The 12,749-nt window shown below is 70.9% G+C and carries 12 protein-coding genes and 1 rRNA gene; 10 read left to right on the plus strand and 3 right to left on the minus strand.

All coding sequences use genetic code 11. The features are described 5' to 3' along the window. Positions 1-88, plus strand: a 5S ribosomal RNA gene (gene rrf / locus EV190_RS22225); the annotation flags it as partial. An 82-nt stretch (positions 89-170) separates the two neighbouring features. Here the strand turns inward: rrf and EV190_RS22230 are convergent. Further along, positions 171-461 carry a hypothetical protein gene (locus tag EV190_RS22230; protein ID WP_133743564.1) on the minus strand — a complete coding sequence of 97 codons (291 nt, stop codon included), beginning with the start codon at positions 459-461 and terminating at the stop codon, positions 171-173. A 498-nt stretch (positions 462-959) separates the two neighbouring features. On the opposite strand from EV190_RS22230, the gene EV190_RS22235 reads away from it, so the two are divergent. The 4 genes from EV190_RS22235 (at position 960) to EV190_RS22250 (ending at position 5,735) form a co-directional block, all read left to right on the plus strand. Beyond that, on the plus strand, positions 960-1,727 hold the full coding sequence (locus EV190_RS22235; protein ID WP_133743565.1) for a TSUP family transporter: 768 nt from the start codon (positions 960-962) through the stop codon (positions 1,725-1,727). A gap of 267 nt (positions 1,728-1,994) precedes the next feature. Next, entirely contained in the window at positions 1,995-3,176 is a 1,182-nt protein-coding gene (gene sucC / locus EV190_RS22240; protein ID WP_133743566.1) for an ADP-forming succinate--CoA ligase subunit beta, read from the plus strand. 14 nt (positions 3,177-3,190) lie between these two features. Continuing rightward, a complete protein-coding gene (sucD, locus tag EV190_RS22245) occupies positions 3,191-4,069 on the plus strand; it encodes a succinate--CoA ligase subunit alpha (protein WP_133743567.1) in 879 nt (292 codons plus the stop codon). Between the two features lie 175 nt (positions 4,070-4,244). Further along, positions 4,245-5,735 (plus strand): cell division protein PerM, encoded by a 1,491-nt coding sequence (locus tag EV190_RS22250; RefSeq protein WP_394345549.1) that lies wholly within the window; start codon positions 4,245-4,247, stop codon positions 5,733-5,735. Between the two features lie 22 nt (positions 5,736-5,757). Here the strand turns inward: EV190_RS22250 and EV190_RS22255 are convergent, their stop codons facing one another. Beyond that, a complete protein-coding gene (locus EV190_RS22255; RefSeq protein WP_133743568.1) occupies positions 5,758-6,180 on the minus strand; it encodes a DUF4190 domain-containing protein in 423 nt (140 codons plus the stop codon). A gap of 269 nt (positions 6,181-6,449) precedes the next feature. Here EV190_RS22255 and purN point away from each other — a divergent pair, with 269 nt between their 5' ends. From purN to EV190_RS22270, 3 genes are all read left to right on the plus strand, one after another. After that, positions 6,450-7,082: a phosphoribosylglycinamide formyltransferase gene (gene purN / locus EV190_RS22260; RefSeq protein WP_133743592.1), complete on the plus strand. Its 633-nt coding sequence runs from the start codon at positions 6,450-6,452 to the stop codon at positions 7,080-7,082. Next, complete coding sequence (gene purH, locus EV190_RS22265; protein WP_133743569.1) at positions 7,079-8,650, plus strand: bifunctional phosphoribosylaminoimidazolecarboxamide formyltransferase/IMP cyclohydrolase; 1,572 nt, start codon at positions 7,079-7,081, stop codon at positions 8,648-8,650. Before purN ends, purH begins: the two co-directional genes overlap by 4 nt. A gap of 71 nt (positions 8,651-8,721) precedes the next feature. Next, positions 8,722-9,576 carry a bifunctional methylenetetrahydrofolate dehydrogenase/methenyltetrahydrofolate cyclohydrolase gene (locus tag EV190_RS22270; protein WP_133743570.1) on the plus strand — a complete coding sequence of 285 codons (855 nt, stop codon included), beginning with the start codon at positions 8,722-8,724 and terminating at the stop codon, positions 9,574-9,576. Positions 9,577-9,626: 50 nt separating this feature from the next. Here EV190_RS22270 and EV190_RS22275 read toward each other — a convergent pair whose 3' ends face one another. Continuing rightward, positions 9,627-10,232 (minus strand): FHA domain-containing protein, encoded by a 606-nt coding sequence (locus EV190_RS22275; RefSeq protein ID WP_133743571.1) that lies wholly within the window; start codon positions 10,230-10,232, stop codon positions 9,627-9,629. Positions 10,233-10,700: 468 nt separating this feature from the next. Between EV190_RS22275 and EV190_RS24225 the strand changes: the two genes are divergently transcribed. Continuing rightward, positions 10,701-11,060: a DUF3017 domain-containing protein gene (locus EV190_RS24225; RefSeq protein ID WP_394345550.1), complete on the plus strand. Its 360-nt coding sequence runs from the start codon at positions 10,701-10,703 to the stop codon at positions 11,058-11,060. A 179-nt stretch (positions 11,061-11,239) separates the two neighbouring features. Continuing rightward, complete coding sequence (locus EV190_RS22285) at positions 11,240-12,457, plus strand: NADP-dependent isocitrate dehydrogenase (RefSeq protein WP_133743572.1); 1,218 nt, start codon at positions 11,240-11,242, stop codon at positions 12,455-12,457. Positions 12,458-12,749 lie beyond the last annotated feature (292 nt).

Genomic DNA, 12,749 nt, shown 5'->3' on the forward strand with positions numbered 1-12,749 from the left:
CGGTCCCATTCCGAACCCGGAAGTTAAGCTCTCAAGCGCCGATGGTACTGCCTCCGTGCTGGGGTGGGAGAGTAGGACGCCGCCGTACGTTTTTTCGGGGAGGGGCCGCACCTGTCGGGTGCGGCCCCTCCCCCTTTTCTATTTCCCGGACGGTTCGGAGGAAGCGGTCGCTACGGCCGCTCCCCGTGCTTTCGCAGGTAGTCCAGATAGAGCGGACGAAGAGCCTCGCGCAGCCGCTCGTCCCCTTCTCGTTCGGCGATCAGCTCGCTGAACAGAGAGGAGGCCTTGTTGGCTCCGGTCTCGCCCGCCTCGGGGCGGCCGGCGATGACCTCGGCCGCGGGAATCCTCTGCACGAGCTCCCAGAGGTAACCGACATCCCAGCGGCTACGAGCCAGGGAGACGGCGCGTTCGCGTAGTTCGTTGGTGTCGAGTCCGTCGAGTTTGTCGAGATCCGCGTTCATGCCGCACACATACCCGAGGAAACGCCCGAGGCAGCACGGACGCGGCGGAATGCGGAAACCCGCTCCCAGGGCGTCGGCCTGAGAGGTCCGCCGGGGCAGTCGGATGGTCCTCCGCATCCAGGGCCGCCTGGCGGGGCCGCGTGGTCCCTCGTGCGGCCGTGCGCTGCTCCGCAGGCTCCGCGCGGCGGAGGCTCCGTGTGAAGGCGCGGGGCCGAGGACGTGCGCGGAGGCAGGCACCGCCCCCAGGACTCCCGAAGAGGCGTGTGCCCCCGACCGGCCCTTCCCACCCGCACCGGCACACGCGGCCTCCACGTTCCCCACAACCTGACCGAATACTTCCGGTGTGCGGACTCTCACCCGAACAGGTGACCCATCTCATCGGGGATCGCTGGAAAGGGCAGGTCGGGGGCAGGCTAAGCTCATGGACTTGTGACATTACGTGCTTTTTGCGGCGTTATTACGCCGATCATCCCCTTTTCTCGGGCTCGGTAGGGCCGCGTGGACGGGGAGATCATCGCGCTGCTGCTACTCGCGGCGGCTGCCGCCGGCTGGATCGACGCGGTCGTGGGCGGGGGCGGGCTGCTGATGCTGCCAGCCCTCCTCGTGGCGTTTCCGACGACACCGGTGGCCACCGTGTTCGGGACGAACAAGCTGACCGCCATCTTCGGCACCTGCTCGGCCGCCATCACCTACGCCCGCGGGGTCAAGTTCGATCCGCAGGTGGTCTGGCCGACCGCGGGGCTGGCGCTCGCGGGTGCGGGAAGCGGGGCCGCGCTCGCCGGCGCGGTCTCCTCCCACGCGCTGCGTCCGATCGTCATGGTCGTGCTGCTGACCGTCGCCGCGCTCGTGGTCCTGCGTCCCGCGATGGGCGCGGTCGCCGAGCCCCGGCTGCGCACACCGCGGCGGCTGGTCGTCGCGGTGCTGGTGGCCGGCCTCGGGGTCGGCTTCTACGACGGCCTCATCGGACCGGGCACCGGGACCTTCCTGATCATCGCCCTGACCTCGATCATCGGCCTGGACTTCGTCGCGGCCTCGGCGTCCGCCAAGATCGTCAACACCGCCACCAATTTCGGCGCCCTCATCGTGTTCACGCTCAACGACAACGTGATGTGGCTCCTGGGCCTGGGCCTGGCCGTGTGCAACATCGCCGGCGCGCAGGTGGGCGCGCACATGGCGCTGAAGAGGGGGACGGGCTTCGTGCGCGGGGTGCTGCTGGTGGTCGTGGTGGCCCTCGTGGTCAAATTGGGGTTCGACCAGTTCGGTTGAGGCCCCGTTGCTGGGTATGTGACCTGTCACACGGATTCTCACCGGATGCGTGGTACGAGAAGGCGGCCGGGGGTTTCGGCGGGACCGGGCGACTGGTCACCGCGGCCCCGGTGTCAGCTGTCAAGTCTTGGGAGGGCTAAGCTTCCGCATGTTGCGGAAGGCTTTTCGACGCGTATTCCAACGCGGCAGGCCAGTGAACGGTTCCCGTGTTGAGTGAAGCGACCTCCGCAGAACACCCCAGCCAGCGAGTAACAAGGACGGACCCTCGTGGACCTGTTCGAATACCAGGCGAAGGAACTCTTCGCGGAGTATGGGGTCCCGGTACCCCAGGGAAAGGTGGCGAGCACGCCTGAGGAGGCGCGTGCCATCGCCGAAGAATTCGCGGCCGCGGGTAAGCCCCGTGTCGTGGTGAAGGCCCAGGTCAAGACCGGAGGCCGGGGCAAGGCCGGCGGTGTCAAGGTGGCGGACGGCCCCGAGGACGCCACGGCCAAGGCCGAGCAGATCCTCGGTATGGACATCAAGGGCCACACCGTCCACCGGGTCCTGGTCGAAGAGGCCAGCGACATCGCGGAGGAGTACTACTTCTCCTTCCTGCTGGACCGCGCGAACCGCACCTTCCTCTCCATCTGCTCCGCCGAGGGCGGCATGGAGATCGAGGAGGTCGCGGAGACCAACCCCGACGCCGTCGCGAAGGTGCCCGTCGACGCGCTCAAGGGCGCGCCGGCCGAGGTCGCCGCCGACATCGTGGCCAGGGGCAAGCTGCCCGAGGCCGCCGCCGCGGGCGCGGCCGAGCTGATCACCAAGCTCTGGGACGTCTTCGTCGGCAAGGACGCGACCCTCGTCGAGGTCAACCCGCTGATCCTCACCAAGGACGGCCGCGTGGTCGCCCTGGACGGCAAGGTCACGCTGGACGAGAACGCCGAGTTCCGCCAGGACCTGGAGAAGCTGACCTTCGCGGCCGAGGGCGACCCGCTCGAGGTCAAGGCCAAGGAGAAGGGTCTCAACTACGTCAAGCTCGACGGCGAGGTCGGCATCATCGGAAACGGTGCCGGTCTGGTCATGTCGACGCTGGACGTCGTCGCCTACGCCGGTGAGGAGCACGGCGGTGTCAAGCCCGCGAACTTCCTCGACATCGGCGGCGGCGCGTCCGCCGAGGTGATGGCCAACGGCCTGGAGATCATCCTGGGCGACCCGGCCGTCAAGAGCGTCTTCGTCAACGTGTTCGGCGGCATCACCGCCTGTGACGCGGTCGCCAACGGCATCGTGCAGGCCCTGGAGCTGCTGGAGTCCAAGGGCGAGGACGTTTCCAAGCCGCTGGTGGTGCGACTGGACGGCAACAACGCCGAACTCGGCCGCCAGATCCTCACCGACCGTAACCACCCGGCGGTCAGCCAGGTGGCCACCATGGACGGCGCCGCCGCGCAGGCCGCCGAACTGGCCGCGAAGTAACCGGGGACAATCACATGGCTATCTTCCTCACCAAGGACAGCAAGGTCCTCGTCCAGGGCATGACCGGCTCCGAGGGCACCAAGCACACCCGCCGCATGCTGGCGTCGGGCACCAACATCGTCGGCGGCGTCAACCCGCGCAAGGCCGGGCAGAGCGTCGACTTCGACGGCACCGACGTACCGGTGTTCGGCTCGGTGGCCGAGGGCATCAAGGCCACCGGTGCCGATGTCACCGTGATCTTCGTCCCGCCGAAGTTCGCCAAGGGCGCCGTGATCGAGGCGATCGACGCCGAGATCGGCCTCGCCGTGGTCATCACCGAGGGCATCCCGGTGCACGACACCGCAGCCTTCTGGGCCTACGCCGGCTCCAAGGGCAACAAGACCCGCGTCATCGGCCCGAACTGCCCGGGTCTGATCACGCCGGGCCAGTCCAACGCGGGCATCATCCCGGCCGACATCACCAAGCCGGGCCGCATCGGCCTGGTCTCCAAGTCGGGCACGCTCACGTACCAGATGATGTACGAGCTGCGTGACATCGGCTTCTCCACCGCCGTGGGCATCGGCGGCGACCCGATCATCGGGACCACCCATATCGACGCGCTCGCCGCGTTCGAGGCGGACCCCGACACCGACGCCATCGTGATGATCGGCGAGATCGGCGGCGACGCCGAGGAGCGGGCCGCGGAGTACATCAAGGCGAACGTCACCAAGCCCGTCGTGGGCTACGTGGCGGGCTTCACCGCGCCCGAGGGCAAGACGATGGGCCACGCGGGCGCCATCGTCTCCGGTTCCTCCGGTACGGCCGCCGCGAAGAAGGAGGCCCTGGAGGCCGCCGGCGTCAAGGTCGGCAAGACCCCCAGCGAGACCGCCAGGCTGGCACGCGAGCTGTTCTAGGCGCACGCACGACAGCGGGGGTCCGCCGCGCCCTTCCCGGGGCGGCGGACCCCCGCTGTCGTGCACCGGTTCCCCGCGGAGGGGGCCCGGCCTACCACACGGGGCCTTTCCGGCGGATGCGACACGCCCGGCGCAATAGGCGGTCCGGCGCGGGTCCGGCTGGCAGCATGGACGGGTGAGCGCGCCCGCAGGACCTTCCAAGTACCGTGGCAGACCCGACGACGGAGAGCGCCGCACGCCCGCGGGGCGGGGCGGACGCCGGACCGCGCCGGAACTGGTGGCGACCGGGCAGGAGCCGCGCCCGCTGTACACGGCGGGCGGGATCGGAGCGGCCACGGCTGCCGCCATCGGGATGGCCACGCTCATGACGTTCACCCTGATCGGATGGGTGGCCGCGCCGCACGCCACGTTCGGCGAGGACATCCAGGACGTGTTCAAGGTCGCGGTGCAGGCCTGGCTGGTCGGCCACCACGCCGGGTTCGCGATCCCCGGCGGCCAGGTGCAGATGCTCCCGATCGGTCTGCTGGTCCTGCCGGGCCTGCTGCTGTACCGCTCCGGACGGCGTCTGGCGCGCACCTGTGAGCTGCCCCGGCTGCGCCACGTCTTCCAGGCCGCCCTCGCCCTCGCGGGCCCGTACGCGGCCATCGCCGGCACGCTGGCGCTCGTGGGCCGGACCGAGGTCATCCAGCCGAGCATGGTCCAGGCGCTGCTCTCGGGGTTCCTGCTGGCCTTCGTCGCCGGAGGGCTGGGCGTCCTGCGCCAGCTGCTGCTGGACAAGCACATTCCGCGCCGCCGGCTCCTGGAGATCATGCCGGCCCGCTCCCGCTCGCTGCTGGTGGGCACGTCCAGCGCGACGGCGGTCCTGCTGGCGGCGGGGGCGCTGCTGTTCTTCGCGGCGCTGCTGCTCGACTTCGGGGAGGCGGTCGCGATCACCGAGCGGCTGGCCCCCGGGATGGTCGGCGGCGTGCTGCTGTTCATCATCCAACTGCTGTACCTGCCGAACGCGATCATCTTCGGAACCTCCTACGCGGTCGGCCCGGGTTTCGCGCTCGGCACGGAAACGGTCGTGGCGCCGACGGGAGTGGTCCTCGGGGCGCTGCCGGACCTGCCGATGCTGGCCGCGCTGCCGGAGAGCGGCGCGGCGCCGGTGCTCTCCCTGGTGGCGCTCGTGGCCCCGTTCGTCGCGGGCGGGGTCGGCGGGGCGTTGACGCTGCGCAGCGCGCCGACCGTGGTCAGCGAGGCCGCTCCGCTGTGGGGATTCGTGTGCGGGGTGGCCACGGGAGCGCTGTGGGCCGGGCTCGCGCTCCTGGCGGGCGGACCCCTGGGCGCGCAGCGGCTGGCGGTGGTCGGCCCCTCGCCCTGGCAGGTGGGGATGATCACGGCGCTGGAGGTGGGGGTGGCCGCCGCGATCACCGCGTGGGCGGCCAACTGGCTGTACTTCCGCAGCCCGCCCGCGATCCCCGCGGAACGGGCCGGGGCGGACCCCGCCGCCGATCGGACGGGGGAGTCCGCGGGCCCGGACCGCGAGCGGCGTCGGCGCGTCCCGCGCCTGCGCCTACCGATCCCGCGCGGTGGTGGACGCGCGCGGGACCGGGACGACTCCGAGGACCTGTACGGCATCACCTACGAGGCGGACCCCGCACGGAGGCCGGCGGACGGCCGCTGAGCCCTCCACCGGACGGGTTCGGTCAGCCGGTCGTGGTGATCTCGGCCCAGTCGTTGAGCAGCGGCTGGTCGAAGTGCTCGTTGACCGAGTCGAGGTACTCCTCCTGGCACCGGTCCCCGGCGCTGACCGTGTTGGCGCGGGCGTTGCAGTCGGTCAGCGCGCTGAGCTCGTCGGAGAAGACCACCATGGTGGTCCCCATGAGGAGCGCCCACAGGACGCCGAGGACGCCGACGACGACGCTCAGCACCGCGCCGGGGGCCTGGACGCCCGCGGTCCTGGCGGTTCTCCGGGCACGCCAGCCCTGGACGATGCCGAACACCGACAGGACGACGCCGTACGGGGGGAACAGCAGAGCCGCGAGAGAGAACATGAGCCCCCACAGGCCGCCTCGCTCGACGGTGGGCCGCTGCCCTTCGGTCTGCGGAGCGGAAGGCTCATTGGTCACGGGGGCTCCTAGGAGGCTGTTCGGAATTCGTTCGAGTAGACGCTACCCGCCCCCGCGGGGATCACCGCACCGCGGTGTCGGGGCCCGGCTCCCCTGAGCGGGCCCCGCGTGGCGATAGGCTGAGCGGCGGCAGGGGGACGCCCACTCCCCGCCGCGGCCTGCTGGAGCGGGCCGGACCGCACCCCGGATGCCGCGCGTCTGATCGCGCCCCCGGGAACGGGGACGGGAAAACCTGTCCCCGCTTCGTTTTCCCACGAGGAGGAAGCACACTGTCGGCGCGAGTAGTCGTCCTCATCTCGGGCACGGGCAGCAACATGGAGGCCCTGCTCGCCGCGGCGGCGGATCCGGCCTACGGCGCGACGGTCGTCGCTGTCGGAGCCGACCGCGAGGCCGCAGGCCTGGCCCGCGCCGAGCAGGCGGGGATCCCCACGTTCCTGACCCCCTTCTCCGGATACGCCGATCGAGCCGAGTGGAACCGCGCGCTCGCCGACCGGATCGCGGAGTTCGCGCCCGACCTGGTGGTCTCCGCCGGGTTCATGCGCATCCTCGGCCGCGAGGTGCTGAGCAGACATCCGGTCGTCAACATCCATCCGGCGTTGCTGCCGGCATTTCCCGGCGCGCACGCGGTGCGTGACGCGCTGGCCTACGGTGTCAGGGTCACCGGCGCGACCGCGCACTTCGTCGACGAGGGCGTCGACACCGGGCCGGTGATCGACCAGGTCGTGGTGCGGGTCGAGGAGGGCGACGACGTCGCCTCGCTGCACGAGCGGATCAAGGCGGTCGAGCGCCGCATGCTCGTGGACGTCGTGGGCAGGCTCGCCCGCCACGGCTGGACCCTGCACGACCGACAGGTGAAGCTGGGCTCGGCGCCCAGCGTGAACGCGACAGAGGAGAACCGGTGACCCAGCAGGCCGTTCGGCGTGCGTTGATCAGCGTTTACGACAAGACCGGGCTGGAGGCGCTGGCCGTCGGCCTCGCCGAGGCGGGGGTGGAGATCGTCTCCACCGGCTCGACGGCGGCCCGGCTGACGGCGGCCGGGGTCCCGGTCATCCCGGTGGAGCAGGTCACCGGGTTCCCCGAGTGCTTCGAGGGTCGGGTCAAGACCCTGCACCCCAACGTGCACGCGGGCCTGCTCGCGGACCGGACCAAGGCCGAGCACCGCGCCCAGCTCGACGAGCTCGGGATCGCCCCGTTCGACCTGGTCGTGGTGAACCTGTACCCCTTCGTCGACACGGTCGCCTCGGGGGCCTCTCCCGAGGAGTGCATCGAGAAGATCGACATCGGCGGACCCGCCATGGTGCGCGCCTCGGCCAAGAACCACCCGAGCGTCGCGGTGGTCGTGGACCCGGCCCGTTACGACGAGGTGCTGGAGGCGGTGCGCGGGGGCGGTTTCACGCTGACCCAGCGCAAGCGCCTGGCGGCCGCCGCGTTCGCGCACACCGCGAGTTACGACACGGCGGTGGCCAGCTGGTTCGCCTCGGCTTACGCGCCCGACGACGTGGCCGCGGAGACCGGGTGGCCTGATTTCGCCGCGGCCACCTACGAGCGGGCGGCGACGCTGCGCTACGGGGAGAACCCGCACCAGGGCGCGGCGCTGTACCGGTCGGGGGACCCGACGGGGGGACCGGGACTGGCCGGCGCGGAGCAGCTGCACGGCAAGGCGATGTCGTACAACAACTATGTGGACGGCGACGCCGCGCTGCGCGCCGCCTACGACTTCGCGGACCCGTGCGTGGCGATCATCAAGCACGCCAACCCGTGCGGGATCGCGGTGGGAGCCGACATCGCGGAGGCGCACCGCAAGGCGCACGCCTGCGACCCGGTGTCGGCGTACGGCGGGGTCATCGCGACGAACCGTCCGGTGGACGGGGCGATGGCCGAGCAGGTCGCGGAGGTCTTCACCGAGGTCGTGGTCGCGCCGGGCTTCACCCCCGAGGCGGTCGAGACGCTGACCCGCAAGAAGAACATCCGGCTGCTGACGGTGAGCGCCCCGGACCGTTCGGCCCGCCCCGAGATCCGCCAGATCAGCGGCGGTGTCCTGCTGCAGACGACCGACCTGGTCGACGCGTCCGGCGACGGCCCGGCCGAGTGGGAGCTGCGCGCGGGCGCGGCCGCCGACGAGGCGATGCTGGCGGACCTGGAGTTCGCCTGGAGGGCGGTGCGCGCGGTGAAGTCCAACGCGATCCTGCTGGCCGCCGACCGCGCCACCGTGGGTGTGGGCATGGGCCAGGTCAACCGGGTGGACTCGGCGCGCCTGGCGGTCTCGCGAGCGGGAGCGCGGGTCAAGGGTTCGGTGGCCGCGAGCGACGCCTTCTTCCCGTTCGCCGACGGGCTGGAGGTGCTGACCGAGGCGGGCGTGCGCGCGATCGTGCAGCCGGGCGGCTCGGTCCGGGACGAGGAGGTCGTGGCCGCCGCCGAGCGCGCCGGGGTCACTCTCTACTTCACCGGGACCCGGCACTTCTTCCACTGATCCGCAAGGCAATGACGTCGCGGGCGCCCGGTCAGGCGCGGAGCGCCCGCTTCCCGAAGAGAGGCATCACGGTGACGGCACAGGTTCTCGACGGCAAGGCGACCGCTGCGGCGATCCGGGCGGAGCTGACCGAACGCGTGGCCGCGCTGCGCGCCCGGGGGGTCGTCCCGGGGCTCGGCACGGTCCTGGTGGGCGACGACCCGGGCAGCCACTCCTACGTGCGGGGCAAGCACCGCGACTGCGCCGAGGTGGGGATCGCGAGCATCCGCAAGGACCTGCCGGCGACCGCCACCCAGGAGGACGTCGAGGCGGCGGTCGCCGAGCTCAACGCCGACCCCGCGTGCACCGGGTACATCGTCCAGCTGCCGCTGCCCAGGGGACTGGACGAGAACCGGGTGCTCGGGCTGATCGACCCGGTCAAGGACGCCGACGGGCTGCAGCCGTCCAACCTGGGCAGGCTGGTGCTGATGGAGGAGGCCCCGCTGCCGTGCACGCCGCGCGGCATCGTGGAGCTGCTGAACCGCTACGGCGTGCCGCTCAAGGGCGCCGAGGTGGTCGTGGTGGGCCGGGGGGTGACGGTCGGCCGCCCGCTGGGGCTGCTGCTGACCCGCCGTTCGGAGAACGCGACGGTGACGCTCTGCCACACCGGCACCCGCGACCTCGCCGAGCACACGCGCCGCGCCGACATCGTGGTGTCGGGCGCGGGTGTGGCGGGGCTGATCACCAGGGACATGGTCCGTCCCGGAGCGGCCGTGCTGGACGTGGGCGTCTCGCGCAGCGAGGAGGGGCGGCTGGTCGGCGACGTGGCGCTGGACGTGGCCGAGGTCGCGGGCCACATGGCGCCGAACCCGGGCGGTGTCGGCCCGATGACCCGCGCGATGCTGCTGGTCAACGTGGTGGAGGCGGCCGAGCGCGCGCTCGCCTGAGGCCGGGGAGTCCGGGGCGGGAGGTCCTGGGAGGGGCCTCCCGCCCCGGTTCAGCTGGCCTTGCGCTCGCGGTCGGGGACCGGCATGGGGCGGACCAGGCCCAGGGCCACCACCTCGTTGGCCAGTCGGGTCCGGCGGTTGACGCCTTCGGCGATGCGGAACTTCTGGTACAGGCGCAGCAGGTGCTGTTTGACCGCGGCCTCGGTGACGACGAGGTCCTCGGCGATCTCCCGGGCGGTCGCGGGGGCGACGAACGCGTCGTCGGACAGCGCGGGGCGGCACAGGGAGGTCAGGACGTCGAGTTCGCGGCGGGTGAGTTCGGGGGAGCTCCCGCGGCGCAGTTCGACGTCGGGGTTGATCTCTTCCAGGGGGAGGCCGCCGATCCTGCACCGCGCGGCACCGAAGCTGACGACGTCGCCCTCCGCCAGTACCCGTCGGGTGATCGGGCGGCCGTTGACGCGGGTGCCGTTGCGGGACAGTCCGAGGTCGACGACGTAGACGTAGGGTCCGCGGCGCACGAACTCCGCGTGGAGCTGTGAGACGCTCGGGTCCGAGAGGTTGACGTCGGTGCCCCGGCCCCGTCCCACCGTGGTCACCTCGGTGGTCAAGGGGTGCACGTCGCCGCTCTCCTCGACCCGTATGTAGGGCCCGTCCACGGTTGTTCCTCCCAACGTGGGGCGTGAGCGGTGGAGATGGCTGCGACGGGGCGCGGCGGAGTGACGGGTCGTCGTCGCCGATCGAGTGGGGCTCATAGGGGATCGTCCTCGCTCACCGTGGCACTCATCTCATGACGGGGTACCCGGGCGGTGGAACTTCTATGCCCTTGCCGGCCGGCGGGGCCGGTCCTGTGGGAGTGTCGCGGCATTTCACCGGGAATCGGTCCGGCCGCCGGGGGCCCGCTGCCGGACCGATTCCCCCGGGGGCGCGATCGGCGCGTGCGCGGTCAATACAATGAGCGCACGCGTGGCCAGTAACGACGCGTGACCGCCGGGGCGGTGGCGGAGGACCGCGCGTGGAGCATCCCCGGTTTCGGTCGCGGGATAATCGGGGATGGCCGTTTCGCGCCATGGCCGGTCCCGCAGAAGGTGTGCGCTAGCGTGAGGTTTACGGTGAGCCAGAAAACGGTGGAGGCGGCGGTAGTACCCCGATCGGACGTTCCCGAGGAAGAGCCCGGACCCGGGCCGGACCAGGAGGGCGCGGCGCCCGGGTCCGCGGACGAGGTTCCCGGCTGGTTGAACCAGGTGCCCTACTTCCTGGTGCTCGCCATGATGAGCGCGGGGATCGTCGTGGTGGCCGCCGCCTACTTCAAGCGAGGGCCGGCCATCATCGCCGGCGCCCTCCTGCTGGGCGCGATCCTGCGGCTGAGCCTGCCGCCCGAGCGGGTCGGCATGCTCGCGGTGCGGCGGCGGTGGGTCGACGCGGTCACGCTCACCACGCTCGCCGTACTGCTCATCGTCTTGGCATGGGTCGCGCCGCAGCTCTGATCCGGGCCTCTAATAAGCTTGATATCGAGATACCGCGGAGTCGAACGGACGGAGCCTGCCACACGCGTCCGGCGCGACGTTCCAGCCGGGCGGTTCGGGACTCCCGCGGTGAGCACACGGGTCGTGGGACGGGTCTCCGTGCCCGCGGCCCGGCCACACGAAGGGACAGCCACACAGCCATGGCCAAGATCAAGGTTGAGAACCCCGTAGTAGAGCTCGACGGCGACGAGATGACGCGCATCATCTGGTCCTTCATCAAGGAGCGGCTGATCCTGCCGTACCTGGACGTCGACCTGAAGTACTACGACCTGGGCATCGAGGAGCGCGACCGCACCGACGACCAGGTCACGGTCGACTCCGCCAACGCCATCAAGCAGTACGGCGTCGGCATCAAGTGCGCGACCATCACCCCCGACGAGGCCCGCGTCGAGGAGTTCGGCCTCAAGAAGATGTGGCGTTCGCCCAACGGCACCATCCGTAACATCCTCGGCGGCGTGGTCTTCCGCGAGCCCATCATCTGCTCCAACGTGCCGCGCCTGGTGCCGGGCTGGACCAAGCCGGTCATCATCGGCCGCCACGCCCACGGCGACCAGTACAAGGCCACCGACTTCAAGGTGCCCGGCCCCGGCACGGTCACCATGACCTACACCCCGCAGGACGGCGGCGAGCCCGTCGAGTTCGAGATCGCGAACTTCCCCGAGGGCGGCGGCGTCGCCATGGGGATGTACAACTACCGCAAGTCCATCGAGGACTTCGCGCGCGCCAGCCTCAACTACGGCCTGGACCGCAACTACCCGGTGTACCTGTCCACCAAGAACACCATCCTCAAGGCCTACGACGGCATGTTCAAGGACGTGTTCGCCGAGGTCTTCGAGACGGAGTTCAAGGAGAAGTTCGACGCCGCCGGCCTGACCTACGAGCACCGGCTGATCGACGACATGGTCGCCGCCGCGCTCAAGTGGGAGGGCGGCTACGTCTGGGCCTGCAAGAACTACGACGGTGACGTGCAGTCCGACACCGTCGCGCAGGGCTACGGCTCGCTGGGCCTGATGACGTCGGTGCTGCGCACCGCCGACGGCCGGACCGTCGAGGCCGAGGCCGCGCACGGCACGGTCACCCGGCACTACCGCCAGCACCAGCAGGGCAAGCCCACCTCCACCAACCCCATCGCGTCCATCTTCGCGTGGACCCGGGGCCTGGAGCACCGCGGCAAGCTCGACAACACCCCCGCGGTCATCGAGTTCGCCACCACTCTCGAGGACGTCGTCGTCAAGACCGTCGAGAGCGGCCAGATGACCAAGGACCTCGCGCTGCTGGTCGGCTCGGACCAGGAATGGCTCACCACCGAGCAGTTCCTCGCCGCGCTGGACGAGAACCTGCAGAAGCGCCTCGCCTAGCAGGGGCCGGGGCCTTCCGCCGTCCGGCGGAAGGCCCCGGCGGCCCGGAAGGGAACGGGGTGCGATATTGCCCTCACTTGGTGATACCGCACCCCCTTTCTTTACCCGGGTGATCGTAGTCTCGTAGATGAGACAAGAGCAGATCTTCTCTCTGAGACGACGTGGCCCGCCGTGCGCCCGCTGGGGGGTAGGCGCGTATGGCGAGGAGCGTCACCGGGAGGCCCCGCAGCTGAACAAGCGCGGGGCCTCCCCAATTTCGTGTGTCCGCCCGTTCGGGCGGCCGGAGGGGCGC

Origin of the sequence: Actinorugispora endophytica (genome assembly GCF_004363075.1) — a bacterium.
Classification (GTDB): domain Bacteria; phylum Actinomycetota; class Actinomycetes; order Streptosporangiales; family Streptosporangiaceae; genus Actinorugispora; species Actinorugispora endophytica.

Excerpts from the sequence above, each read along its gene's own strand:
- EV190_RS22230 (WP_133743564.1), bottom strand. The coding sequence starts at position 461 with ATGAACGCGGATCTCGACAAACTCGACGGACTCGACACCAACGAACTA.
- sucD (WP_133743567.1), top strand. The coding sequence starts at position 3,191 with ATGGCTATCTTCCTCACCAAGGACAGCAAGGTCCTCGTCCAGGGCATG.
- EV190_RS22285 (WP_133743572.1), top strand. The coding sequence starts at position 11,240 with ATGGCCAAGATCAAGGTTGAGAACCCCGTAGTAGAGCTCGACGGCGAC.